22 protein-coding genes and 1 pseudogene are annotated in these 24894 nt (G+C 39.2%); 14 read left to right on the top strand and 9 right to left on the bottom strand.

Features of this window, described 5'->3' with window-relative positions:
• Nucleotides 1-13: 13 nt before the first annotated feature.
• The 4 genes from DHD80_RS02695 to DHD80_RS02680 all read right to left on the bottom strand — a co-directional run bounded on the left by DHD80_RS02695 (nucleotide 14) and on the right by DHD80_RS02680 (nucleotide 5963).
• Nucleotides 14-3139, bottom strand: coding sequence for an efflux RND transporter permease subunit (locus DHD80_RS02695; RefSeq protein WP_251739419.1), 3126 nt, complete (start codon nucleotides 3137-3139; stop codon nucleotides 14-16).
• A 20-nt stretch (nucleotides 3140-3159) separates the two neighbouring features.
• On the bottom strand, nucleotides 3160-4308 hold the full coding sequence (locus DHD80_RS02690; protein WP_251739417.1) for an efflux RND transporter periplasmic adaptor subunit: 1149 nt from the start codon (nucleotides 4306-4308) through the stop codon (nucleotides 3160-3162).
• The gene (locus DHD80_RS02685; RefSeq protein WP_251739415.1) at nucleotides 4295-4777 is read right to left on the bottom strand and encodes a transcriptional regulator; all 483 of its coding nucleotides are present in this window, start codon (nucleotides 4775-4777) and stop codon (nucleotides 4295-4297) included. Before DHD80_RS02685 ends, DHD80_RS02690 begins: the two co-directional genes overlap by 14 nt.
• A gap of 124 nt (nucleotides 4778-4901) precedes the next feature.
• Nucleotides 4902-5963, bottom strand: coding sequence for an isoaspartyl peptidase/L-asparaginase (locus DHD80_RS02680; RefSeq protein ID WP_251739927.1), 1062 nt, complete (start codon nucleotides 5961-5963; stop codon nucleotides 4902-4904).
• Nucleotides 5964-6287: 324 nt separating this feature from the next.
• Here DHD80_RS02680 and DHD80_RS02675 point away from each other — a divergent pair, with 324 nt between their 5' ends.
• From DHD80_RS02675 to DHD80_RS02665, 3 genes and pseudogenes are all read left to right on the top strand, one after another.
• On the top strand, nucleotides 6288-6830 hold the full coding sequence (locus tag DHD80_RS02675; protein WP_251739412.1) for a 3-hydroxyanthranilate 3,4-dioxygenase: 543 nt from the start codon (nucleotides 6288-6290) through the stop codon (nucleotides 6828-6830).
• Between the two features lie 60 nt (nucleotides 6831-6890).
• A complete protein-coding gene (locus DHD80_RS02670; protein WP_251739410.1) occupies nucleotides 6891-8444 on the top strand; it encodes an aldehyde dehydrogenase family protein in 1554 nt (517 codons plus the stop codon).
• Between the two features lie 364 nt (nucleotides 8445-8808).
• A pseudogene (locus tag DHD80_RS02665) lies at nucleotides 8809-8913 on the top strand (DUF1232 domain-containing protein); the annotation flags it as partial.
• Between the two features lie 77 nt (nucleotides 8914-8990).
• On the opposite strand, the gene DHD80_RS02660 reads toward DHD80_RS02665, so the two are convergent.
• The 5 genes from DHD80_RS02660 to DHD80_RS02640 form a co-directional block, all read right to left on the bottom strand.
• Nucleotides 8991-9551, bottom strand: coding sequence for a DUF3575 domain-containing protein (locus DHD80_RS02660; RefSeq protein WP_251739408.1), 561 nt, complete (start codon nucleotides 9549-9551; stop codon nucleotides 8991-8993).
• Between the two features lie 82 nt (nucleotides 9552-9633).
• Nucleotides 9634-10638, bottom strand: coding sequence for an acyl-ACP desaturase (locus tag DHD80_RS02655; protein WP_251739407.1), 1005 nt, complete (start codon nucleotides 10636-10638; stop codon nucleotides 9634-9636).
• A 167-nt stretch (nucleotides 10639-10805) separates the two neighbouring features.
• Nucleotides 10806-11534, bottom strand: coding sequence for a metallophosphoesterase family protein (locus DHD80_RS02650; protein ID WP_251739405.1), 729 nt, complete (start codon nucleotides 11532-11534; stop codon nucleotides 10806-10808).
• 1 nt (nucleotide 11535) lies between these two features.
• Nucleotides 11536-12672, bottom strand: coding sequence for an ATP-binding protein (locus tag DHD80_RS02645; protein WP_251739403.1), 1137 nt, complete (start codon nucleotides 12670-12672; stop codon nucleotides 11536-11538).
• A gap of 3 nt (nucleotides 12673-12675) precedes the next feature.
• Nucleotides 12676-13434 (bottom strand): SDR family NAD(P)-dependent oxidoreductase, encoded by a 759-nt coding sequence (locus DHD80_RS02640; protein ID WP_251739401.1) that lies wholly within the window; start codon nucleotides 13432-13434, stop codon nucleotides 12676-12678.
• Between the two features lie 175 nt (nucleotides 13435-13609).
• On the opposite strand from DHD80_RS02640, the gene DHD80_RS02635 reads away from it, so the two are divergent.
• The 11 genes from DHD80_RS02635 (at nucleotide 13610) to DHD80_RS02585 (ending at nucleotide 24890) form a co-directional block, all read left to right on the top strand.
• Nucleotides 13610-14413: a DUF4382 domain-containing protein gene (locus DHD80_RS02635; RefSeq protein ID WP_251739399.1), complete on the top strand. Its 804-nt coding sequence runs from the start codon at nucleotides 13610-13612 to the stop codon at nucleotides 14411-14413.
• Nucleotides 14414-14563: 150 nt separating this feature from the next.
• Nucleotides 14564-15568, top strand: a complete 1005-nt coding sequence (locus tag DHD80_RS02630) for a MoxR family ATPase (RefSeq protein WP_251739397.1) — start codon at nucleotides 14564-14566, stop codon at nucleotides 15566-15568.
• Nucleotides 15569-15663: 95 nt separating this feature from the next.
• Nucleotides 15664-16530, top strand: a complete 867-nt coding sequence (locus tag DHD80_RS02625; RefSeq protein ID WP_251739395.1) for a DUF58 domain-containing protein — start codon at nucleotides 15664-15666, stop codon at nucleotides 16528-16530.
• A 7-nt stretch (nucleotides 16531-16537) separates the two neighbouring features.
• The gene (locus tag DHD80_RS02620; protein WP_251739394.1) at nucleotides 16538-18172 is read left to right on the top strand and encodes a BatD family protein; all 1635 of its coding nucleotides are present in this window, start codon (nucleotides 16538-16540) and stop codon (nucleotides 18170-18172) included.
• A complete protein-coding gene (locus tag DHD80_RS02615; RefSeq protein ID WP_251739392.1) occupies nucleotides 18172-19176 on the top strand; it encodes a VWA domain-containing protein in 1005 nt (334 codons plus the stop codon). The genes DHD80_RS02620 and DHD80_RS02615 overlap by 1 nt, the downstream gene beginning before the upstream one ends.
• Nucleotides 19176-20228, top strand: a complete 1053-nt coding sequence (locus DHD80_RS02610) for a VWA domain-containing protein (protein ID WP_251739390.1) — start codon at nucleotides 19176-19178, stop codon at nucleotides 20226-20228. Before DHD80_RS02615 ends, DHD80_RS02610 begins: the two co-directional genes overlap by 1 nt.
• 2 nt (nucleotides 20229-20230) lie before the next feature.
• Complete coding sequence (locus DHD80_RS02605; RefSeq protein ID WP_251739388.1) at nucleotides 20231-21085, top strand: tetratricopeptide repeat protein; 855 nt, start codon at nucleotides 20231-20233, stop codon at nucleotides 21083-21085.
• Between the two features lie 257 nt (nucleotides 21086-21342).
• Nucleotides 21343-23100, top strand: a complete 1758-nt coding sequence (locus DHD80_RS02600; protein ID WP_251739387.1) for a BatD family protein — start codon at nucleotides 21343-21345, stop codon at nucleotides 23098-23100.
• Between the two features lie 2 nt (nucleotides 23101-23102).
• A complete protein-coding gene (locus tag DHD80_RS02595) occupies nucleotides 23103-23852 on the top strand; it encodes a tetratricopeptide repeat protein (protein WP_251739385.1) in 750 nt (249 codons plus the stop codon).
• A 37-nt stretch (nucleotides 23853-23889) separates the two neighbouring features.
• Nucleotides 23890-24183 (top strand): hypothetical protein, encoded by a 294-nt coding sequence (locus tag DHD80_RS02590; RefSeq protein WP_251739383.1) that lies wholly within the window; start codon nucleotides 23890-23892, stop codon nucleotides 24181-24183.
• A gap of 65 nt (nucleotides 24184-24248) precedes the next feature.
• Nucleotides 24249-24890, top strand: a complete 642-nt coding sequence (locus tag DHD80_RS02585; protein ID WP_347709954.1) for a carbonic anhydrase family protein — start codon at nucleotides 24249-24251, stop codon at nucleotides 24888-24890.
• The last annotated feature ends 4 nt before the right edge of the window (nucleotides 24891-24894 follow it).

The following is a 24894-nucleotide window of genomic DNA, read 5'->3' as shown; positions in this document are numbered from 1 at the left end:
TCAGTTTCTTTAATTATTCTTCAATTGCTTGCGGTTTCCTGCTAACTTTTTCCTGTAACCATTGGAAAAGGATAAATAAAATAGGGATCACAAAAACTCCAATGATAGTCCCTATCAAAAGGCCTCCCGCTGCACCGGTACCTATAGACCGGTTTCCTGCAGCACCAACTCCGCTTGCCAGTACCAACGGCATCAATCCAAGAATAAAGGCGAATGAGGTCATTAGAATAGGACGCAAACGGGCTTTCGCTCCATGTATCGCAGCATCTACAATAGATTCTCCCTGGTGTCGCCGCTGTAAGGCAAATTCTACGATCAAAATGGCATTTTTCGCCAATAAGCCTAATAACATGATCAGGGCTATTTGGAAATAAATATTGTTCTGAAGCCCGGCAAATTTGGTGGTTATGTAGGCACCAAAAACTCCCAGTGGTAAGGAAATCAATACGGCCAGCGGTAATAAATAACTCTCATATTGGGCAGCCAGTAAAAAGTATACAAATAGAATAGACAATAAGAATATAGTAGTTGTCTGGTCCCCTGCGTTCACTTCTTCCCGGGTAAGTCCGGAATACGCAATATCGTATTGCTCGGGCAGCGTTGCGGAAACTTCTTCAACTGCTCCAATCACGTCACCCGTACTAAATCCGGGATTGACCGCACCGGTTAATTTAGCTGAATTGAACAGGTTGAATCTTGTAACCGACTGTGGCCCGTAAACCCTTTTCAGCGATACAAACTGGGTTATTGGGGTCATTTCATCACTGCTGGTCCTTACATATAATTTATTAAGGTCACTTTCAACTGCCCTATCCTGCGGTAATGCCTGAATATATACGCGGTATTGTTTACCAAACCTGGTAAAATCTGCCGCATAGACCCCTCCAATATAACCCTGGAGTGTCGAAAAAATTTGACTTACGGTTACACCTTTCTCTTTCGCTAGCGGAATATTCAGATCTATTTCATATTGCGGATAATTGGTATTAAAAGAGGATTGTGCATATTGAATTTCAGGTCTTTGGGTTAGTTTCTGAATAAATTCCTGATTGGCATCATTCAATTCAGAAAAACTTCCGCCGGAACGATCCAAAAGGTTCACTTCAAATCCACCGGAGTTCCCAAATCCAGGGATACTGGGAGGTGAAAAGAAGATAATATTAGCTTCAGGAATTGTGGCTGCAATTCCGAAGAGTTTCCTGGTAATTTCTTCAACCGACTGGTCGTCTTCCCGATCATCCCAGTTATTAAGCTTTATAAATCCAAGGCCATAATTACTCCCTGCGCCACTAATCAAACTTCGCCCATCGATAACCGACATTCCTTCAACTCCGGGTATTTGAATTACTTTTTTGTACAGCTGCATTTGTACTTCATGGGTGCGATCTACTGATGAACCCGCAGGTAATTCGGTATTTACGAAAATGATCCCACGATCCTCATCAGGCACAAACCCGGTTGGAACCGATGTGGATGCCCACCAAATTCCCCCTAAAGCAAGGATCAAAATAGCCCCTGTCATCCACTTATTTTTATATAAATAACCAACTGAACGGCCATATCGATTTACGGTAGCCGTGAAGCCGCGGTTGAATGCATTAAAAAATCTTTGGAGAAAATTCCCTTTTTGCTGAGATTTCTCATCATGACTTTTCAGGAATAGTGCACAAAGTGCCGGACTCAGCGTAAGTGCATTCACTGCGGATATAAATATGGCCACGATCAAGGTTACCCCAAACTGCTCATAGAAAACCCCCGTTGGTCCCTGAACGAATGTTACGGGGACAAATACCGCCGCCATCACCAGGGTTATAGAGATAATCGCTCCTGAAATTTCGTGCATTGCATCCAGCGTGGCTTTTTTCACATCGTTCTCCCCTTCATCAATTTTTGAATGTACGGCTTCCACTACCACAATGGCATCATCTACCACAATTCCAATGGCCAGTACTAATGCGAAAAGCGTTAGAAGATTTATAGAGTACCCGAATAAATTCAAAAAGAAAAACGTACCAATTATGGATACCGGAACTGCGATCGCGGGAATCAATGTTGACCTGAAGTCCTGAAGAAAAATAAACACGACCAGGAATACCAGGATAAAAGCTTCAATTAAAGTATGAACTACTTTGTTGATTGAAGCATTTAGGAAATTATTAGTATTGTAAGGGATATAAATCTCAATTCCGTCAGGTAATTCCTGTTCAATTTCATTCAGTCTTTGCTCAATGGTGGTAATGATATCACGGGCATTGGATCCTTTGGTCTGGAAAATTCCCATGTTCACGGCGGGATAACCATTAGTCGTGGAACCCCCGCTATAGGATTGAGCGTCCAATTCAATTTTTGCAACATCCTTTAAACGAAGATATTCCCCGTTTCCTAAGGCCTTTATTACAATGTTACTGTATTGATCTTCTGTTCGGTACCTTCCGCTGTATTTGATGACATAAGAAAAGGCCTCACCGTTATTTTCCCCAAGGGAGCCGGCTGCCGCTTCCAGACTTTGTTCCCTTAAAGCACTGGTTACATCAGAAGGGATTAAATTATAAGCGGCTAATTTTTCAGGCTGGATCCAGATTCGCATGGCGTAATCCTTTCCGCCAAAAACATTTACATTCCCAACCCCGTTAACCCTTTGAAGCTCTGGAATCACATTTATTTTTAAATAATTCTGAATAAAGGTGTCGTCATAATTTTCGTTTGTGCTGTAGAAAGAGAGGAACATCAAAGCACTTGTTTGTTGTTTCTGGGTAGTGACACCAGTTTGCTTCACTTCCTGAGGTAGCAAAGGATTTGCCCTGGCTACACGGTTTTGCACGTTTACTGCAGCAATATCAGGATCCACATTTTGATCGAAGTATACGGTAATTTCCGCAGTACCATTATTGGTTGCAGTAGAGGTTAGATAGGTCATCCCTTCCACCCCGTTGATTTGTTCTTCAATTGGAATGATTACACTTTCCAGAACGGTTTCGGCATTTGCTCCGGGATAGGAGGTGCTTACCGAAATTGTGGGAGGGGCAATATCCGGATATTGGGTAATGGGAAGACCCATTAAACCCAGAATCCCCAATATTACGATGATGATAGAAACAACCGTGGAGAGTACCGGCCTTTCAATAAATGTCTTAAGCATAATTTTCTTTTTCTGAAAGTTTACTGGAAAACTGTATCGATGGGTTTGGCTACGCTGTCGAAGGCTATCGGCTGCGGTTTTATCTTAGTTTTTCCCCGAATTTTACTCACTCCGCTAGCTACAATACTATCGCCATTTTCAACGCCATTCTCAACCACATAAAGATTGCCTACTGCTGCTTTTACCTTGATTGTAATGGCGGTGACGGAATCATTTGTTCCCAGTTTATAAACCAGAATATTTCCCTGCTGTTCGAAAGTAGATTGTTGTGGTACCACGATTGCATTGCTGTAAACCTTCGGAATTTGGATACTTCCGCTGTTGCCATTCGTTAAAAGTCTGGAAGGGTTATCGAATTGCGCCCTAAAAGAAATGGCACCGGTTCCCTCATTGATTTGGGAGTTGATAGTTTGAATTTTTCCTTCCTGGGGGTACATACTTCCATTGGCAAGGATCAGTTTAACTGAAGGAAGCGAATCTATTTTCTGCTGAATATCAGTTCCGGAATTGGCCTGCATGAAATCAAGATAATCGGTCTCGTTCATGGAAAAGTATGCATAAACTTTACTGATGTCGCTCACCGTGGTAAGCGGTTCCTGGCTGGTTGGGCTTACCAATGCACCTTCACGAAGACGAATGGAACCTACATAACCATCAACCGGACTTGTAATATTCCCATAACCAATATTTGCCCGAATGGTATTGTATTGACTTTGTGCCTGCTGAAGCTTGGCTTTTGCTGTTTCCAACTGCACATTGCTAATAATATTTTTCTCCACAAGGGGTTTCAGCTTATCTACTTCAACCTGGGCAGCGTTTACATTGGCATTTGCGGCATTGGCTTCTTGGTCCAGCGAATTGGTTTCAAGTTTAAAAAGTATTTGTCCTTTTTTCACTTTTTCACCCTCGTCTACCAAAACATCAGTAATGTAACCTGAAACTTTGGCCCGTACTTCACTATTTACAATACCTTCAATTTTTGCAGGATAAGTAGTATAGGCAGTAAGCGTTTTAGAGGGAACCTCAATAACAGGAAATGGCAAAACCTGAAGCTTATTTGCAGCCTGGGCATTTTCATCTCCACAGGAAGTTAAACTCGCCACAGCTCCTACAAAAAAAATATAGATGACCCACTTATTTCTTTTCATGACGCTTTTATTTTTTTTCATAATCTGATACTTTTTTTATAGTCTTTTCCAAATTCTCCTTGTGCGCATTGAGATAATCCTTAAACATGAGAGGGATATGACCATCTTTTTCAAATTTTTCTTTGTTATGGGCAGAGTTAAAATCAATGATCTTTTCTATGAGATGTATTTCTTCGGAAATATTTTCCAAATATTCCTTTAGCGTATTTTTCAAATAAGCTTTGCTGGACCTGAAGTAGCGTTTACGATCACCGGGAATGGTGAAATAATCTACTTTTTTTAATTGCATTAGTAAATTTAGCTGGGTAGAAACCGAACTTTTACTGGCATCGGTAATTTGAATAATTTCGTCAAAGGTTTGACCCGCGTTGGGAGAAAGTATCATGATCGCGTAAATGCGTGCAGCCAATGGGGCTAGCTGCTGGCTCTTTTCAAAGTGAAGACCAACTTCTTCAATTAACTTTCTTTTTTCCGGGGAACAACAATCCATATTTAAAATATTAGATTGCAAAAGTAGATAGGGTTCGAAAATTACCGAACTGATAGAACTTAAAAATTTGTTAATCTAACGAAATCGTTTTTTTGTTGAATTATCCAGAAATAAAAACGGAATTTTAGTCCTTATAAATGCCGATTTTTAAATCCCCATTTCCATTCATACTCGCCCTGTACATTCCTGAAGTGTTGAATTCCATGGCAACATTTCCCTCATGATCGATAGCGATAATCCCACCATCACCTCCCAGAGCGGGCACTTTTTTCTGAATAACTTCACTAGCTGCTTCCTGGAGACTTAAACCTTTATATTCCATTAGAGCAGAAATATCATAGGCTACTACACCGCGAATAAAAAACTCACCCCATCCCGTACTGGATACGGCACAGGTTTTATTATTTGCATAAGTTCCTGCACCAATGATAGGTGCATCGCCAATCCTATTATATTTTTTGTTGGTCATTCCACCCGTTGACGTCCCTGCGGCAAGGTTTCCATCTTTATCTAAAGCTGCACAACCTACAGTGCCAAATTTCTCATTTTTTATATAAGGATCGTAAAAAGCCATACTGCTATCTTTTTTCTTGGTCTCACGCTCTTTAGCTTGTTCCAATGCTTTGAAGCGATTTTCAGTATAGAAATAGCTGGGATCTACAATTTCAAGACCCTGTTCTTCGGCAAATTTCTCGGCACCTTTTCCGGAAAGCATTACATGTTCTGAATTTTCCATGACTTCAAAGGCCAGATTGATCGGGTTTTTCACATTGGTAACTCCTGAAATTGCCCCTGCATTTTGTGTTTTTCCATCCATAATGGAAGCGTCCAGTTCATTTTTACCTTCATTGGTAAAAACCGCCCCTTTAGCTGAATTAAACAAAGGGCTATCTTCCATTACATTGATGGTTCTTTGCACGGCTTCCAAAGCTGTCCCGCCATTTGCCAGAATTTCATGGCCCGTTCTAATGGCTTCTTCCAGTTTTTCCTGGTATGCCTGCTCCAGGGAGTCACTCAAATTTTCTTTTAAGATCGTACCCGCCCCGCCGTGGATCACAATTCCAAAATTGGGAAGCGTATCCTGTTCTTTTTTTATTTCTGAACTTGTGGCAGGTTTTTGTTGGGATGTATTTTCATTACAAGCCATAAGAAGCACTATGCTGAATAAATAGAGAACTTTTTTCATAGGTAGATAATTATTGTTTTTCATAATATGCAATTCGCATATATTTTAACGCGGTTTGTATTGTATCCTCGTTATGCTCATTTCATGAAATCAAACAATTTATAATCTGAAAGTTACTAAAATTCGCTTTCAACTTCTTGAAAATTTCATAGCAGCTGCGCCAGCGATAGCAGCGGAAATCCCGCAGCCCCGATTTTTTTCGGGGCGAGGAATTGTAGCGGATAGCGCGGTGCCCGTTTTTCACGGGCAGGCGCCCAAATACTTATTAAGCTAATTAATCTTATTTAAAAACAAAATAAGTAATTTTAGGTAAAATAGAAAAATATGCCAGTTAACGAGCCATTCAATTTAAATAAGTGGATAGAACAGAATAGGGACAGCTTAAAACCACCGGTGGGCAATCGTAATTTATATAAGGAATCGGGTGATTATATTGTGATGGTTGTGGCCGGTCCAAATGCCAGAAAAGATTATCATTATAACGAGACTGAAGAACTTTTTTACCAGTTAGAAGGGGAAATTGAAATTCATGTTCAGGAAGATGGAAAGAAAAAAACGATGAAATTGGGTCCCGGCGATATGTATTTACATCCGGGGAAAATGCCCCATTCACCGGTAAGACATGCAGGTTCAATTGGTCTTGTGGTAGAAAGGAAAAGACTTAACGAGGAAGGAAAAGATGGATTATTATGGTATTGTGATAACTGTAATCATAAGTTATATGAGGTTTATTTTCCCCTGCAGGATATTGAAACCGATTTTTTACAACACTTTAAACATTTTTATAATTCTGAAGAATTAAGGACCTGTGATAATTGTGGAGAAGTAATGCCGGTAGATCCAAGATTCATCTCTGCCGAGGAATAGCCGTTTATTTTTACTATTTTCGCAATAACTACACAAAATAATAGCTAAAATCGTAATTTAATGAGCAAAATAGCCGAAAAATTCGGGATTAAACAAGCCCTTAAAGATTTAGGTTTATCAGAAATTAATCATGGATCTTCCACCGGGACCAATTGGTTTAGCAACGGTGAAGTCATTGAATCTTATTCTCCGGTAGATGGAGCCCTTGTTGGAAAAGTAAAAGCAACAACTAAAGAAGATTATGAAAAAGTTGTTTCCACGGCAGAAGCTGGTTTCAAAGAATGGCGAAAATGGCCTGCACCTCAGCGCGGTGAAGTTGTACGCCAGTTCAATGAAGAATTAAGAAGATTAAAAGAGCCCCTTGGTAAACTGGTTTCATATGAAATGGGAAAATCCTATCAGGAAGGTTTGGGTGAAGTTCAGGAAATGATCGATATCTGTGATTTTGCCGTTGGACTTTCCAGACAGCTTCACGGGCTTACCATGCATAGCGAAAGGCCAGGGCATAGAATGTATGAACAATACCATCCCATGGGCATTGTGGGAATAATTTCAGCTTTCAATTTTCCTGTAGCCGTTTGGGCGTGGAATACAGCATTAGCCTGGGTTTGTGGAGATGCCTGTATCTGGAAAGGTTCAGAAAAAACTCCGGTAACTTCCGTGGCCTGCCAGAATATTGCAGCCAAAGTATTTGAAAAGAATAAAGTTCCTGCGGGAATTTCCTGTTTGATCACGGGTGATTATAAAGTTGGGGAAATGATGACGCAGGACGAGCGTGTGCCTCTAATTTCTGCAACAGGATCTACGAGAATGGGAAAAAAAGTTGCGCAAACCGTTGCCGGAAGACTAGGGAAATCCCTTTTGGAACTCGGGGGAAATAATGCCATTATTGTAACTCCGGATGCGAACATCAAAAATACGGTTATTGGTGCTGTTTTTGGCGCAGTGGGAACCTGTGGACAACGTTGTACGTCTACCCGTAGATTAATTGTACACGAGGATATCTATGATAAGGTAAAAGATGCAGTGGTAAATGCATATAAACAGATTAAAATAGGAAATCCTTTAGATGAAAATAATCACGTAGGTCCATTAATCGATAAAGATGCCGTAAAAAATTATCAAAACGCACTGGATAAAGTGGTTGAAGAAGGAGGAAATATTCTTGTAGAAGGCGGTGTTTTAGATGGCGATGGTTATGAAAGTGGCTGTTATGTAAAACCGGCAATTGCTGAAGCAAAAAACGATTATGAAATTGTGCAGCATGAGACATTTGCTCCCGTTTTATATCTACTGAAATATTCAGGGGATGTGGAAGATGCTTTAAAACTTCAGAATGGAGTACGACAGGGATTGTCTTCCGCTATTATGACCAATAATTTAAGAGAAGCAGAGCGTTTTCTATCTGTGGAAGGTTCAGATTGTGGGATTGCCAATGTGAATATTGGTACGAGTGGAGCTGAAATTGGGGGCGCTTTTGGTGGTGAAAAGGATACCGGGGGCGGAAGGGAATCAGGATCTGATGCCTGGAAAGTTTATATGAGAAGACAAACCAACACCATAAATTATACAACCGAATTACCTTTAGCACAGGGAATAAAATTTGACCTTTAGTTTATTCAGCTAGTTTTTATTTTATAAACCCGCCAGAAATGGTGGGTTTTTCCTTTCCAAAAAATTAAATCTTAAATCCAACTTAAGGTCGCCTGCCTTTCGAGGCATTTTATTTATTTTCGAAATTCAAACTAAACCTAAGGAGATGAGTATTTTTTCAAATGAAACTATTAAAGATCAGCATAACAAAAAGCAGAATGATTTTGAAGCACAGGATGTGGACGCTGTACTGGAAGATGAAGAGAAAATAAGAACAAAATTTGAAAATAAAGGTATCCTGAAAAGATATATGGATGACGCAAAAATCCTCTTTAGTTTGCTTAGGGATTATGCGAATGGAACTTATCGTGATGTACCCTGGAATATAATCGCTTCGGTTGGCGCATCTCTCTTATATGTGCTTTCTCCAATCGATCTTATTCCAGATTTCATTCCGGTGCTGGGATATCTTGATGATGCAGCAGTTATAGCTTTTTGCCTGAATCTTATTGAAAAAGATCTTGCCGCCTATAAGGCCTGGAAAAACAGCATTGAAATTAGTTAATTCTAAAAGCGATAACCAATATTAAAACCGGCATTGAATTCAATTGCTGAAAATCTATCTTTTACTTCATCACTGAAGTTTCTGCCCACATTAATAAAGGGTCCTAAAACGAAGGTGTCGTTAAAATTCCATTTATAACCAGCGCCCACACCTATGAGGAAGGAACCCATATCGGTTACTTTCTCCTGATCGAATTCGGCATCACCATCACTTGCCCTCACCGTTTCAGTAAATTCTCCGGTCCTTAATTTTAAGAATGGGTTCATATACAAACCTGAGCCTGAATATTCTTCTCCGAAGTAATAATTGTATCCCAGTTTATAAGTGTTTGTATTGAAATTTCTTGAACCTTTTTGTGAGTGATAATTGATACGGTCGTTAAACAAGGCAACGAACTCAAGGGATTGATTGAAGTCTACAAATCTTTCATAGCCCACTTCAACTGAAGCAATGGCGATCGTATTGGCGATGTTCAGTTTAACTTCATTCAATTTATCGGCATTTTGGGAAAATGCGAAGTGTAGGCTAAAAATCATTAGGCAGAGCAGAACTATTTTTTTCATGTTGTTTCGATTGATAAATTAAAAGTACTATAAAAAAATCCGCTCGGAAAGCGGATTTTAAATCATTTCTAATTTTATAAAATTAAAGCATTCCATTAGCTTCAACCCACTTGAATGTGGTTTGATCCTGAGGAATTGCAATTCTTTCTGCGATCCTTTTCATACGATCCGGGAGCTTCATTAAATAATCACGGGCTTTTTCAGCTTCATCTGTAAGAGAATTCATCTTATCAATTTCCCAATAAGCATTCAGTTTTTCAAGAATATCGATATAATCGTACGTTGTGTAAACTCCAAGTCTTTGTGCTGCATTGGAGAAATTTTCAAAGGCTTCTGCAATTCCCTGGCCGCTTTCGCGTATAAATTGCGCAGGCATCACGATTTTCTTTTTCATCATATCCTGAAAAGCCAGCATCATTTCACTGGGATCGTATTCAAAAATGGTCTTCACGAACTCACGATAAGCCATATAGTGTCTCATCTCGTCACCGGCGATGATATTACACATTTTTCCAAGCATTTTATTACCTTTTTTCTTCGCTAACTGCCCAACCCTTTTATGAGAGATATTGGTGGCTAATTCCTGAAAACTGGTATAAACAAAGTTTTTATAAGGATCCCTTCCGGTTCCAATATCAAAACCATCACTAATAAGATGTTGTGTGGTCTTTTCAATTTCACGCATATTTACCCTTCCAGAGAGGTATAAATATTTATTTAGGGTATCACCATGTCTATTTTCTTCACCGGTCCAGTGGCGTACCCATTTGGCCCAACCATTAGACTCTCCTTTGCTGGCACCGTGCTGTTGCACACCTTCCATATCCATTAACCAGGATTCGTAAGTTGGCAGGGCTTCTTCGGTAACCATGTCGGCCACTAAAACTACCCAAAAATCATATCCAAGTTCCTTTGCTTCTTCTCTTATCTGGTAAACTTCATCCATATAATTTTCATTTTGAAAATTTGGAAGCAAATCTGTAGGTTGCCAGATGTCATCTACCGGAATAAGGTATTCATCGATAAAACCCTGAACAGATTTTTCAACAGTTTGCATGACTTCTAATCTTATATTTTTTAAGGCCATTATTTTCTTTTTTCTAGGGCAAATAAACGCTAAATCGATCTAATTATAAAATTCAATATAAGTTATGCAATAAGTATGCAATTCTTGATATAATACAAAATTTTTAAACCGAACGAATTGAACTTCAAATATATGAATACTCTTCCAAGGGAAATAATAAATAAAACCTAATTTCTACCCTCTTCCTGGGGATAAAGCTCGAAAACAGGATCACTTTGATAGATTTTTTTAGTTTTTACCTCAATTGCTGAAATTTTACCTTTAAAAGCTGCACCCGTATCTACATTCCAAACATTGGCTCTATTTACGGGTTCTATTTCATTGATTCTGGTTACCGGTGTATGCCCAATATAAATTTCTTTAAAATGTGTTAATCGCTTAGGATAGAAAAGGTCGTCTACTTTTAAATCTTCATTTAAAGCCAGCACCATTTCCCACAGGGTGCGGTCCCAATAAAATCCCGTGTCGTGATATTCAAAATCCGGCCCATTAACATTGGTGAATCCTGCATGGACATACAATCTATTTTCAGCATCAATATGATAATTGAACATCTCGCGAAAAAACTGAATATGCTGTTCTATTTCTTCCTGGTTTAATCTTCGATAAGCATCGATACTCGACTGACCGCCATGTTCCAGCCATTTTTGATTTAATTCATTTTTTTCCAGCCATTTCTGTAAAAGATCATCATGATTTCCGCGTAAAAAGACACAGGAATTTTGCCGGGCAAGAGAAATAAGATACGTTACCGTATTAGCCGAATCACTCCATCCATCTACATAATCACCTAGAAAAATCAGGGTATCCTCTGTGGTAAGATCTATCCTTTCCAGTAATTGAATTAATCCTTTTAAACCGCCATGAAGATCGCCAATAGCAAAAGTTCGCCCCATATTAATTGTATTTTACCTTTCTTAAAATTCGCATACTCTCTTTGTAGGAATTGTAAACTTCAGCATTGTAGGATTTAAGATAAGGTTTAGCTTCCTCCAACATGGTTAAAGCTTCTGTAAAATTATTCAAATAACATAAAAGATAGGTAGTTGATAAATTCCGAAGATCTTTTATATCAGAATTTGAAAGCGCATAGTTATTTTTTAATTTCTGAATGACCGCCTTGTTCGTATTATAAATATGGTGCAGTGTTTTTGGATCGAATTTAGGCGGTTCAAATAATAATCTACTTTCTATATCATAACTTCCGTTTTCACGGAAGGTGATTAAAACCTCTTCGAGGGGATAATACTTAAACTGATTATGCAGACCTAAATGCACAAATTCCACAATCTTGAAATTCTCGTCATCAAAAGCGATACTTATCTCATCCAGATCTGAATAAAATAGTTTTACCTGTTCATTGATCAATTCAATATCTACCCGGGAATAATAGGTTTCATTTTCAATATGTTTTCGTTTCCCCGCCCAGCAAACCACAAAATATTCTTTAAAGACTTTGTATTGGGGACTGTAAGAATTTCTTTTTTTCATAAAATCGAAGACACCGTCCAGGGTATATTCAATATTGTTATGAGAGTTTTTCTCGATACTTGCTACCAAGCCGGAGTTAGCATCCTGAATATGAATATCAAACACCTTGGGCATACTTATGCTTCCATCCCGCATAAATACTGAACCGCCATAATATTTCCAGATATTCTTTCTTAAAGAACATATCTTCCCGTGATTAGGACGAATGGTGACCAGACCTACCACAAGATGATCGGGAAGATGCGGAAATGGTATGTTTTCATAGGAAATAATAGGAGGGTTGGAAAGGTACGCGTTTATGAGATTTTGAATTTTACTATCATCATAGAAGTCGATCCCCACGATCTTACTATCCTCATCTTCAACGCCTATTACTATAAAGGAATTATTCTCTGGATTGGAATTGGCCAGAGCACAGATATGCTTTAAAAATTTGGCTTTCCCCTCTCTTTCGCCAATATTCAACTGGCGCTTCTTATCATAAAAACTATTTTCATCATTATGAGCAAGCAGATTTTTGATAAGAAGACGCTTATTGATCATTCTTTACACCTCGTTATTTTTATCTAAAATTGTGCTGGATGCCTGGGCTGTTGGCATTACCGTAAGGTCTGCGATATTCACATGATAAGGACGGGAGACAACAAAATGGATAATTTCTGCAATATCTTCAGCTTGTAAAGGGTCAAAACCTTTATAAACTTTATCGGCTTTTGCAGCATCACCTTTAAAACGTACATCGCTAAATTCAGTTTCAGTTAATCCGGGATTTATGGCACCAACCCGAATCCCCTTTCCATTAAGATCCATACGCATTCCCTGAGTGAGTGCATCAACGGCGTGCTTACTGGCACAATATACGTTGCCATTAGGATAAACTTCTTTCCCGGCGGTACTTCCAATATTTATAATATGTCCGCCCCCTCGAGTGATCATTCCGGGAATAATCGCTTTACTCACATATAAAAGGCCTTTTACATTAATGTCTAACATAGCATCCCAGTCATCCATATCTCCGGTTTGGATTGGATCCAATCCATGAGCATTTCCGGCATTGTTGATTAAAATGTCAATATTTTTAAAAGCTTTGGGCAGCGTTTCGATCTGTGAAAATACCTCCTCGCGATTTCTCACATCAAAACTGAGGATATATACCTCGGTTTCTGAAGAAAGCTCGCTTTTTAGTTTTTCCAGCCTATCCAGTCTTCTTCCGCAAAGTATAACCCGGTATCCTTCAAGACCTAAACGTATGGCTGTTGACTTGCCAATTCCACTCGTAGCTCCCGTTATTAAAGCAGTTTTCATAGTTTTTAATTTTCTTCCGAAGTTACTAAACAAATAAGTAAAATATCAAGGAGATCTCCTACGTAAAGGTTAAGTCTTGTTAAAAATGGTTAAGAAATTCAAAATAAAAAAATTTAGCACAACTATTGCCGTTCTTCTGGAAACTCAATTATTACTACATATGAAAAATATAAAAATGAATTGGAAAATTTTGATGTTAGCCTTGATTGCAAGTGTTGGTTTACAAAGTTGTAGCGAAGATGATGGTTCGCCTAACGGGGGTAAAGCAAATCTTACGGTGAGAATGACCGATGCGCCCGGGGATTATGATGCGGTTCTCATTGATGTGCAGGGAATAGAAATTCATGTAACTTCTGAAACGGAACTTGAAGGTGATGTAGATGGCGATGGCTGGATCGCGGTTGATGATGTGCAAACTGGCGTTTATGACCTGTTAGAACTAACCGGTGGTGTAACCCAGGTTTTAGCAGACACAGAAGTACCGGAAGGTTTTGTAAGCCAGATTCGATTAATCCTTGGATCCAACAACACAGTTGTGGTTAACGGTGTATCTAAACCATTAAATACTCCTAGTGCGCAACAATCAGGATTAAAACTCCAGGTAAATGAAGAATTGGTCGCCGGTGAAAACTATGCTTTCCTTCTAGATTTTGATGTGGATAATTCTATCGTGACTACAGGAAATGGTGGGTATAACTTAAAACCGGTAATTAGGTTGAATGCTGAACCAAATGCCGGAACCGTGGTGGGTTCAATTACGCCAGTAAATATTCAGGCTTTAGTAAGGATTGAAAATTCTAATATTACTATTTCAGCGTATACAAATGCTGAAGGAGAATTTTCCCTAAATGGTGTGCCAGCCGGAACTTACAAATTGACTGTAATTCCAGAAGCAAATTCCCTGCTGAATACTTATGTTATTGACGAAATTGAAGTAAAAGCAAATTCAGTGACCGAAGTTGAGGTGGTTACTTTGTAAAATATCACCGAAATATTTAATTTTAAAGGCTGTACAGTTTGTACGGCCTTTTGATTTTAGTAAAATTTTAACAACACTTTTCCAATATTTATTGGACTTGCAACGCTAACAACAAGTACGTATATTCACGACATTAAAATTCTGAAAATCATGATGGATAATCAATCCTCTGTTGATATTTCCAGTATCAATGAAAAAATAGAAAGGGAAAGTGCATTTGTAGACGTGCTCACACGTGAAATGAATAAGGTGATTGTAGGCCAAAAGCATATGATCGAGCGCTTATTGATAGGACTTTTGGGGCAGGGACATATTCTTTTGGAAGGTGTGCCGGGTTTGGCAAAAACACTTGCCATTAATACTCTGGCGCAGGCGGTGCATGGAAGCTTCAGCAGGATACAGTTCACTCCAGATCTTTTACCTGCAGATGTTGTGGGAACCATGATCTATAATATGAAAGTGAATGATTTCAGCATCAAAAAAGGCCCTATTTTCGCCAATTTTGTGCTGGCAGATGAGATCAACCGTGCCCCGGCAAAAGTACAATCGGCTTTACTGGAAGCGATGCAGGAAAAGCAGGTAACCATTGGTGATGAAACATTTATACTGGATAAACCATTTTTGGTAATGGCCACTCAAAACCCGGTAGAACAGGAAGGGACCTATCCTTTGCCGGAAGCACAGGTAGACCGGTTTATGTTAAAAACGGTGATCAGTTATCCGCAGATGGATGAGGAGCAAATGATTATTCGTGCAAATCTAAAAGGTGCCTTTGAAAAAGTGAATCCGGTAGTAGGTATTGAGCAGATTTTAAGGGCTCAACAGGCAGTTCGCGAGGTATATATGGACGAGAAAATTGAAAAATATATACTCGATATTGTTTTTGCCACCAGAAATCCTGAAAAATATAATCTGCCCGATATTAAACCTTTGATCAGTTTTGGAGCCTCCCCAAGGGGAAGTATCAATCTTGCCATCGCTTCTAAATGTTATGCCTTTATAAAAAGACGTGGATATGTAATCCCTGAAGATGTTCGCGCCGTAGTGCAGGATGTTTTACGCCACCGAATTGGAATTACCTATGAGGCAGAAGCTGAAAATGTAACTTCTGAAGACCTGGTGAATAAGATCGTGAACGAAATTGAAGTACCCTAGAAAGTTAGCAATTGGCAGTCGCAGTGTGCAGTAATAAATACTGTCCACCTAAAATTTAGACTGCTTACTGAGACTGAAAACTGCTCACTGAAAAGATGGATACAAAAGAACTCCTTAAAAAAGTTAGAAAGATTGAGATTAAGACCCGAAGACTGAGCGATCATGTCTTTGGTGGGGAATATCATTCTACTTTCAAAGGTAGGGGGATGACCTTTAGTGAAGTAAGACAGTACCAGTTTGGAGATGATGTTAGAAGTATAGACTGGAATGTAACCGCCCGTTATAATGAGCCTTTTGTAAAGGTTTTTGAAGAAGAGCGGGAACTTACCATGATGCTCATGGTAGACATTTCAGGTTCTGAAATGTTTGGTACCCGGGAGCAGTTTAAAAAAGAGGTTATTACCGAAATTGCCGCAACTCTGGCATTTTCAGCGACACAAAATAATGATAAAATAGGTTTGATGTTGTTTACAGACCAAATTGAACTTTATATTCCGCCTAAAAAAGGAAGGTCGCATGTATTGAGGATCATTCGGGAATTAATTGAATTTAAACCCGCTAATAAAAAGACCAATATCGCCGGTGCTTTAAAATACCTTTCCAATATTCAGAAAAGAAAAGCGATTGTTTTTATCCTTTCAGATTTTATGGATGACGATTACCAGCAAACCCTAAAAATTGCCGCAAAAAGGCATGATTTAACCGGAATTCGGGTGTTTGACCATATGGAAGAAGAAATTCCAAATCTGGGGTTGGTTTCCATGCTCGATGAAGAATCGGGCGAATATATTTCAGTAAATACAGGATCAAAAGCAGTGCGTAATTCCTATGCAAAATATTATAGAGAGCGTATTCAGTATTTTCAGCAAAGTTTTTCATTGAGCGGTGCGGGTGTGATCAATAACCGCACAGATGAAAGCTATGTGAAAAAATTGCTGGGCTATTTTAAAAGAAGAGCTTAAGATTTAAATGATAAAAATAATTAGTCATATATATACAAAATACCGGGGCCTAAGCATTCTTTGTCTCATCCTGATTTTCTTTTCTGCGGAAATACATGCGCAGAATGCGGTGTCTGCAGAAGTTGACTCCACTTCGATAAAAATCGGTGAGCAGATTTCCTATAAAATTACCGTGCAATCCAAACCGGATGAACTGGTTGTTTTTCCTGAAGGCGATACGTTTTCTCCTTTGGAACTGGTAGAAGCTTCTGAAGTTGATACCCTGCGGAATAATGGTTACCGGCTGTTAAGGGAATATTTTCTTACCCAGTTTGATTCCGGGAAATATGTGATTCCGCAACAGGAAGTGCTCATTAGGGATCAGTCTTATTTTACAGACAGTATTGAAGTTGAGGTTAATAATGTGGTTGTGGATACGACCAAGCAAAAATTATATCCTATAAAACCTTCCGTAGATGTTTCCGGCGGGTTAAGAATTCCGGCCTGGATCTGGTGGCTTTTGGGGATCTTGTTGCTCGGTGCTTTGGTCGCTTTTATCATCATCAGAAGAAAAAGAAAAAAAGACGAGGAAAAAGAATTGCCCCCTTATGAACAGGCGATGGCAGAATTGGAGAATCTCGACAAATCCCATTTGCTAGAAAACCGGGAGATCAAACAATATTATTCACAATTAAGTTTTTCTGCTCGAAAGTTTCTGGATCGCAAGATCTATGATCGTGGTCTGGAAAGTACAACGAATGAACTGGTGGCATACCTTCATAGTCAGAAAGACCAGGGAAGTTTAAACCTTTCCGAAGAAATTATTCAGGATTTTGAAAAGATCCTGCATAGGGCCGATTTGGCCAAATTTGCCAATTCCAAACCCGATGTGATCACCGCAAAAGAAGACCGTTCGCGCACCCAAAAGATCATTGATGCCTTAAGGATTTCTGTTCCTGAGCCAACCGAGGAAGAATTGATGATGGACGAAATTTATAGGGAAGAACTGGCAAAAAGACGGAAGCGAAAAAGGATCATTATTGGAATTTTAGCAGGAGTCGCCGTCGTTATTATAGGAATTACCGCTTTGATCGCCACCAAAGGCTTTGCGTATGTAAAAGACACCTACCTGGGCCATCCTACGAAAGAATTACTGGAAGGAGACTGGATTCGAAGTGAATATGGGAATCCGCCTGTGGCCATTACCACCCCTCAGGTGTTGAAAAGAGGCGAAATTGAAATGCCGCCGGAAATCCAGCAAATGATGGTTGGTTCTGAAACTTTTGTGTATGGAAGTATGCTCGGCAATTTTTATACGGCTTTGACCACGATAAAATTTAAAGGGGAGGTAAAGTTTGATATGCAAAAAGCGATCGAAGGGATTTATACCAATCTGGAAGCGAAAGGGGCCAAGAATATTATCATGAAACAGGAGGATTTCACTACAGTAAACGGAGCGAAGGGAGTAAAGGTATTTGGAACCCTGGATGCTATAAACCCGGTAACCGGAAAAAATCTTCCAAATGAATATGTGATCCTTAATTTTGCCGAAAAAGGTGGTTTTGAGCAGGTTATTGTCATTCATAATCAGGGTGACACGTATGCTCAGGAAATTACCCAGAGGATTATCAATTCAGTAGAATTAAATAAACAAAATAATTAATGTTCAGTAATATCACATTTGAAGACCCGGGATTTTTCTGGTTGCTTTTGCTCCTTCCGGTAGCAATTGCCTGGTATTACTGGAAAAGAAACAAGCAAACGGCAGAATTCAGAATTTCCAGTATCAAAGGTTTTAAAGCGAACCCGGGAATTTTATCAAAACTAAGACCGGTATTGTTCGTTTTAAGGTTATTGGCGCTGACCTTTATTATCATCGCCATGGCCAGACCAAGAACGGTAGATGTGTCTACCCGGACTAACAGCAGCAAAGGTATTGATATTGTTATGGCCATAGATGTCTCTGCAAGTATGCTGGCCCGGGATTTGAATCCAAACAGGCTGGATGCAACCAAAGCCGTAGCTGAAGATTTCATCAATGGCAGGCCGGGAGATCGAATTGGTTTGGTGGTGTATGCCGGGGAAAGCTTTACCAAAACACCCATTACCAGTGATAAGGCAATCGTAAAAAGTGCTTTGGAAGGAATTGAATATAACAATATTCTTCAAAACGGAACGGCCATAGGTTCAGGTTTGGCCACAGCGGTAAACCGTTTAAAAGATAGCCAGGCAGAAAGTAAGGTGATCATTCTGCTCACCGATGGCGTGAACAATTCGGGTTTTATAGATCCGGAAACAGCCAGTGAGCTTGCGGTGGAATTTGGAATTAAAGTGTATACCATTGGTGTGGGAAGTAATGGGATGGCACTCTCGCCCATTTCTGTTTTGGCTAACGGAAGAATACAATTTGGCAATGTTAAGGTAGAAATTGATGAAGGCCTTCTCAAAAAAATCGCTGCTGATACCGGCGGAAAATATTTCCGCGCAACAGACAATGAAAAATTGGAACAGATCTATGAAGAGATCGATCAGCTTGAAAAGACCGATATTGAAGAATTTCGGTATTATAATTATGATGAAAAGTACAGGCCACTGGTTTTGATCGCCGCCGGTCTTATTTTGATGGAAATATTATTAAGATTTACAATTTTCAGAAGTTTTATTTAATGGTATTAGAAGAAAAAATATGGTTTTGGTGTTTGCTGGTTATTCCAGTGGTGCTCCTATTATATTTCCTTTTTATTTTCTGGCAAACCAGAACTCGTAGAAAATTTTCTAATCCAAGACTTTTAAAAACGCTGGCGCCAAACAGGTCAAGATCAAAACCCCTTATAAAATTATTGCTGTTTATACTTGCGTTAACTGCCCTGGTTGTAGCGCTGGTGAATCCAAAGATTGGTTCGGAGTTAGAAACTGTGAAGCGGGAAGGAGTTGATATTGTTTTTGCCATCGATGTTTCCAAAAGTATGGAAGCAGAAGATATTGCACCCAATCGCCTGGAAAAATCTAAACAACTGGTGAGCCAGATCCTCAATAGTTTGGGCAGTGATCGCGTGGGAATCATCGCTTACGCCGGAGGTGCTTTTCCGCAGTTGCCCATCACGACCGATTATTCTTCAGCAAAAATGTTTCTTCAGGCATTAAATACAGATATGATCTCTTCACAGGGAACAGCCATAAGCGATGCCATTAAACTTGCCACAACGTATTACGATGATGAGCAACAAACCAACAGGGTGTTGTTCATTCTTAGTGACGGGGAAGACCATGAAGGGAATGTGTCAGAAATTACCGAAGAAGCTGCCAAAAAAGGTATTCGAATTTTCACTATTGGAGTGGGTACTGAAAAAGGTGGCCCCATTCCTATCAAACAACGTGGAATCATTCAGTCGTATAAAAAGAACAATCAGGGGGAAACAGTAATTACAAAACTCACCCCGGAAACTTTAAAAGACATTGCTGAAGAGGCCAATGGAGCTTATATAGACGGAAGTATAACTTCAGAAGTTGTGGAGAATGTGACTTCAGAATTACAGAATATTGAAAAGACCGAATTTGAAGCCAAGCAGTTTGCCGATTATAAATCTCAATTTCAATGGTTTCTGGGAATAGGTTTGGCATTATTATTTCTTGATATTTTTGTGCTGGAGCGAAGTACCGCCTGGTTACAACGATTAAACTTATTTAACGAACGCAAGTCTAAAGAAATACAGGAATGATTATGAAAAAGATTGCGACTATTTTATTATGTATGCTTGGTGCCATGCACCTAAGCGCGCAGGACAATCCCAAGAAGATACTGAAAGAATCTAATTCTTATATTTATGAGGCGCAGGAAGCTTTATCTGAAAATGATTTTGTTACTGCGGAAGCTGAATATCGTAAGGCAGTGGCCAAAGATCCTTCCAATACTTCGGCCAAATACAATATGGGAAACCTGTATTATGGCAAAGAAAAATCTGAAACTGCAGAATCAAGATTAAAAGAAGCTGCGGAAGTTGCTGCTTCAAAAGATGAAAAGCACCGGATTTTTCACAATTTGGGCAATTCATATATGCAGCAAAAAAAATATCAGGAAGCTGTAGATGCTTTTAAAAATGCGCTTCGGAATAATCCAACTGATGAAGAAACCCGCTACAATCTGGCGTTAGCAAAAAAAATGCTGGAAAAAGAACAGCAAAATCAGGATGATCAGCAGGATGAGAATAAGAACGGCGGGGAAGACGAAAATGAGAATAAAGATCAACAGGAGCAGGATCAAAACAAAGATGGCGAAGGCGGTGAAGATGAAAATGAGAATCAGCAGCCCAAAGACGAAGGAGAGAACGAAAAAGATAAGCAGGAGGGCGATAGCAAGGAGGACAAGGACAAGCAGGAAGGTGACGATAAAAAAGATGAGCAGGGAAAGGGTGATGAACCTGAAAAACAACAGCCAAAACCTGCCCAGGGACAATTATCCCCTCAACAAATAAAAAGCTTGTTAGAAGCGATGAATAATGAGGAGAAAAAAGTTCAGGATAAAATAAATGCTGAAAAAGCTAAAGGCGTAAAGGTGAAATCTGAAAAAGACTGGTAAATAAAAAATTTATTGAAATAGACCTTTGGCGAGGTAGGGTTTAGGTTTTTTCACTCCTGATTATTTGGGGCCTGGGGCAAAAGAAATTTTGTATTTTTCCCCTCGCCCAGTCCCGAAAGCTTTTGGGAGCAAAAAATCAGTTTCGACTTCTCCCCAGGGAGAGGTATTTTGAAAATTAATATTAAAAGAAAGAGTCATTATTTAGATTAGCATACAGGTTTTTAACAGAATTTTCATCAAAAATGTATTTTAAAACCATGAAGTTGAAGTATTTAATTTTATTTTTTATCATGTTTGCCGCAGGGGCGACTCAGGCCCAGGTTAGGTTTGAAGCGAAGGTAAGCCGTGAAAAACTTGGAATTAATGAGCGCTTGCGGGTAGATTTCGAGATGAATCAGGATGGGGATAATTTTGATCCACCTTCTTTTGATGGATTTACCGTGGTTGGAGGTCCTAACCAAAAAGTAAGTCGCAGTTATTACAATGGAAAAAGCGAATACTCCAAAACCTACAGTTTTTATTTGGAACCAAAATCGAGAGGTAGAGTAACCATTGGCCAGGCAGAGATCATTATAGATGAAAAATTATATAAAACTTCTCCTATAGTGGTTGACGTAGGTGCCGCCGTAGATCAACCCACAGATGGTGACAATACCGATCTTATTGCTGAAGGTAACCTGCATCTGGTAGCGGAAGTTTCCAAAGCCAATCCCTATTTAAATGAGGCGATCACCGTGGTTTATAAATTATATGTAAGTCCGGAAGTTAGCGTGAGCAACTGGCGCGAAATGGACAGTCCAAAATATAGTGACTTTTGGAGCCAGAATATCGATATCAAACAACTTCGGGTTGAAAACGGCCAATATCGGGGGGAGCCTTATCGCTTTGTGGTTTTACGAAAAACGATTCTATATCCCCAGAAAACCGGTGAATTGAACATTGAACCTTTAACCCTGTCTATTGCGGTAGATGTGCCCAGCCAGCGCAGGGATATTTTTGGCAGCAGGATCTTTAAAACGGTGAATAAAACGGTTGCGGCCAATAATAAAACCATTAATGTAAAACCGCTTCCAGATGGAAAACCTGCAGGATTTACCGGTGCCGTGGGGGATTTTAGTTTTAGTGTGACCACCAATAAAAAACAATTGAATGCCGGAGAAAGCCTGGAAGCCAAAGTGGAAATAAGAGGAAATGGAAATCTTCAGTTATTTGATATTCCTGAATTAAGCGTGCCGTCATCTTTAGAAATTTATGATCCCGAAAGAAGGGAAAATGTTTCTACAAACCTGAACGGAATGCAGGGAAGTATTTCCCAGAATTATACGATAGTCCCCACTCAAAAAGGAAAATATCCCATCCCGGCGCTAAGCTTTTCATTTTTTGATCCCGAAACACAAACCTACAAGACAAGGTCTTCAAAAGAAATCCTTATTAATGTAGATAGCGGTCCGTTAGCGGGCAATGAACCTTCAGGAACATTCAATAGCAACAAACAGGCAGTTGCAAACAATCTAAATCAGTTTAAATATATTAAGCTAAATACGAATTTACGGCCTATTGAAGGCGGGGATTTTCTGGGTTCAGCCGCATTTTGGGGAGGTTTATTATTACCCCTCCTCGCGATTCCCATGTTTATTTTCTTCGGAAAGAAACGGGATAAAAGGGCAGGTGATGTTCAGGGGCAACGCTTAAGAAAAGCAGATAAACTTGCCCGGAAATATCTTTCAGAAGCGAAAAGGAATCTGGGCGATCAAAAGGAATTTTATCTTGCTCTGGAACGCTCCATGCATAATTATCTAAAAGCCAAACTGGGAATTCAAACCAGTGAGATGAGCAAGGATCGCATTCAAACGATCTTGAATGAAAAGGGCGTGGATGAAACTACAATTGCAGATTTTCTCACCGTGCTTAAAAGTTGTGAACTGGCTCGTTATACGCCTACTTCTTCAGTGGCAATGCAACAGGATTATGATAAAGCGGCCAGTGTAATTTCAACTCTTGATAAACAATTGTAAAGATGAAAAAGTTTATATTCTATACTTTGTTGTTTATTTCAGGTTGTATGTTCAGCCAGAATGAGAAATTATTTGAAGAAGGCAATAAAGCGTATCAGCAGGGAAAGTATGAAGTGGCGGTAAGTAAATATGAGCAGATCATAGATAAGGGGGAAGCTTCTGCAGATCTTTATTATAATCTTGGAAATGCCCACTATAAACTGAACCATATTGCTCCAAGTATTTTTTATTACGAAAAAGCTTTGCAGCTAAAACCCGGCGATAATGATATCCAGAATAATATCAAATTTGCCAAAAACATGGCCATAGATGATATTGAAACGGTAGAAAAAACAGGTTTATCTGAAAGTTGGAATAATCTTGTTAGAAGTTTTTCATTTTCAACCTGGGCCTGGCTTGCTATTTTGTTCTCAGTATTATTCGTAGCGATGTTTTTACTTTATTATTTTTCGGGGAGATCAGTATTTAAAAGAATTTATTTTGGGCTGAGTATGCTCGCTATTTTGTTATGTATCACTTCTGTATTCATAGGTTTTCAACAGAAATCCAGTATTGAAGATAATGAATTTGCTATTGTTTTTAGCGAGGAAGCGGAGGTTCGGGATGAGCCTAACCTTCGCGGTAATGCGAGTTTTACGCTTCATGAGGGAACTAAGGCAAGACTTCTGGAAGATTACCAGCAATGGTATAAGATCGAACTTGCCAATGGAGCCCAAGGTTGGATTGATAGGGAACATATAAGAAAACTTTAATTTTTATTATATTTGCAATTCCAAAATCTAGAAATTAGTGCAATTAAAGGGACTTTTATTTCTTCTTATTTTTACGGCATATCTTGCTACCCCTCCGGTGGTGAATTATTTTAAGGCCAATGGGGAAATTTCTATGGCGACCATAGATGAAGAGCCTTCAGGTTGTGATGATAATTCTGAAACTCAAAAGAAAATTGAGATTTTTAACAAAATGAATACTTTCACGAATAATTTTGACCATTCAGGGTTGTTCGTTGCCTTATTTCTAAAGTCCAGTCTAAACTCTTCTATATATCTGGATCCCGTTTCGCCACCTCCCCGGCTTACATAATTATAATTTAAAATTATCGCTTAATTTAGACTGCCATAACTCTGGCGGTCCTATTTAATATTACAATTTTTAAAAAAATAATTATGATAAAGGATATTATTAATAAAGAGAAACAGGATAAACTTACCCCATCTGCGGTTCTAAATGACCTTATGGATGGAAATAAAAGATACATGGAAAATAAAATGCATCCACGTGATTATGCATCTCAAATTTCCAAAACAAGTGGTGGACAATGGCCCAAAGCGGTTGTATTGGGATGTATTGATTCACGAGTAGTTGTAGAAACAGTTTTCGATCAGGGTGTGGGAGATTTATTTGTAGCACGTGTCGCAGGCAATTTTGAAAACGTAGATATCCTCGGGAGCCTGGAATACTCATGTAAAGTTGCTGGTAGCAAACTGGTGATGGTTTTGGGTCATGAATCCTGTGGTGCGGTTAAAGCGGCGTGTGATCATGTGGAATTAGGCAATATTACTCAAATGTTGAATAATATTAAACCCGCCGTGGAAGCAACTGAAACTAAAGGGGAACGAAATTCAGAAAATGCAGATTTTGTTGCCGGAGTAGTAGAAAATAACGTAAAGCTTACCCTTAAAAGAATACGGGAAAAAAGCCCTATCCTGAAGGAAATGGAAGACAATGGCGAAATTGATATCGTTGGCGGAATCTATTCAATTTCTACAGGAAAAGTAACCTTAATATAATCAT

Origin of the sequence: Gramella sp. AN32, assembly GCF_023718305.1 — a bacterium.
Lineage (GTDB): Bacteria > Bacteroidota > Bacteroidia > Flavobacteriales > Flavobacteriaceae > Christiangramia > Christiangramia antarctica.
The sequence above is the reverse complement of the archived record's forward strand: the minus strand, read 5'-3'. Positions and strand labels throughout refer to the sequence as shown.

Excerpts from the sequence above, each read along its gene's own strand:
- DHD80_RS02600 (WP_251739387.1), top strand. The coding sequence starts at position 21,343 with ATGAAGTTGAAGTATTTAATTTTATTTTTTATCATGTTTGCCGCAGGG.
- DHD80_RS02690 (WP_251739417.1), bottom strand. The coding sequence starts at position 4,308 with ATGAAAAAAAATAAAAGCGTCATGAAAAGAAATAAGTGGGTCATCTAT.
- DHD80_RS02675 (WP_251739412.1), top strand. The coding sequence starts at position 6,288 with ATGCCAGTTAACGAGCCATTCAATTTAAATAAGTGGATAGAACAGAAT.
- DHD80_RS02685 (WP_251739415.1), bottom strand. The coding sequence starts at position 4,777 with ATGGATTGTTGTTCCCCGGAAAAAAGAAAGTTAATTGAAGAAGTTGGT.
- DHD80_RS02625 (WP_251739395.1), top strand. The coding sequence starts at position 15,664 with ATGGATACAAAAGAACTCCTTAAAAAAGTTAGAAAGATTGAGATTAAG.
- DHD80_RS02605 (WP_251739388.1), top strand. The coding sequence starts at position 20,231 with ATGAAAAAGATTGCGACTATTTTATTATGTATGCTTGGTGCCATGCAC.
- DHD80_RS02640 (WP_251739401.1), bottom strand. The coding sequence starts at position 13,434 with ATGAAAACTGCTTTAATAACGGGAGCTACGAGTGGAATTGGCAAGTCA.
- DHD80_RS02660 (WP_251739408.1), bottom strand. The coding sequence starts at position 9,551 with ATGAAAAAAATAGTTCTGCTCTGCCTAATGATTTTTAGCCTACACTTC.
- DHD80_RS02635 (WP_251739399.1), top strand. The coding sequence starts at position 13,610 with ATGAATTGGAAAATTTTGATGTTAGCCTTGATTGCAAGTGTTGGTTTA.
- DHD80_RS02680 (WP_251739927.1), bottom strand. The coding sequence starts at position 5,963 with ATGAAAAAAGTTCTCTATTTATTCAGCATAGTGCTTCTTATGGCTTGT.
- DHD80_RS02595 (WP_251739385.1), top strand. The coding sequence starts at position 23,103 with ATGAAAAAGTTTATATTCTATACTTTGTTGTTTATTTCAGGTTGTATG.
- DHD80_RS02645 (WP_251739403.1), bottom strand. The coding sequence starts at position 12,672 with ATGATCAATAAGCGTCTTCTTATCAAAAATCTGCTTGCTCATAATGAT.
- DHD80_RS02670 (WP_251739410.1), top strand. The coding sequence starts at position 6,891 with ATGAGCAAAATAGCCGAAAAATTCGGGATTAAACAAGCCCTTAAAGAT.
- DHD80_RS02650 (WP_251739405.1), bottom strand. The coding sequence starts at position 11,534 with ATGGGGCGAACTTTTGCTATTGGCGATCTTCATGGCGGTTTAAAAGGA.
- DHD80_RS02615 (WP_251739392.1), top strand. The coding sequence starts at position 18,172 with ATGTTCAGTAATATCACATTTGAAGACCCGGGATTTTTCTGGTTGCTT.
- DHD80_RS02630 (WP_251739397.1), top strand. The coding sequence starts at position 14,564 with ATGATGGATAATCAATCCTCTGTTGATATTTCCAGTATCAATGAAAAA.
- DHD80_RS02620 (WP_251739394.1), top strand. The coding sequence starts at position 16,538 with ATGATAAAAATAATTAGTCATATATATACAAAATACCGGGGCCTAAGC.
- DHD80_RS02610 (WP_251739390.1), top strand. The coding sequence starts at position 19,176 with ATGGTATTAGAAGAAAAAATATGGTTTTGGTGTTTGCTGGTTATTCCA.
- DHD80_RS02655 (WP_251739407.1), bottom strand. The coding sequence starts at position 10,638 with ATGGCCTTAAAAAATATAAGATTAGAAGTCATGCAAACTGTTGAAAAA.
- DHD80_RS02695 (WP_251739419.1), bottom strand. The coding sequence starts at position 3,139 with ATGCTTAAGACATTTATTGAAAGGCCGGTACTCTCCACGGTTGTTTCT.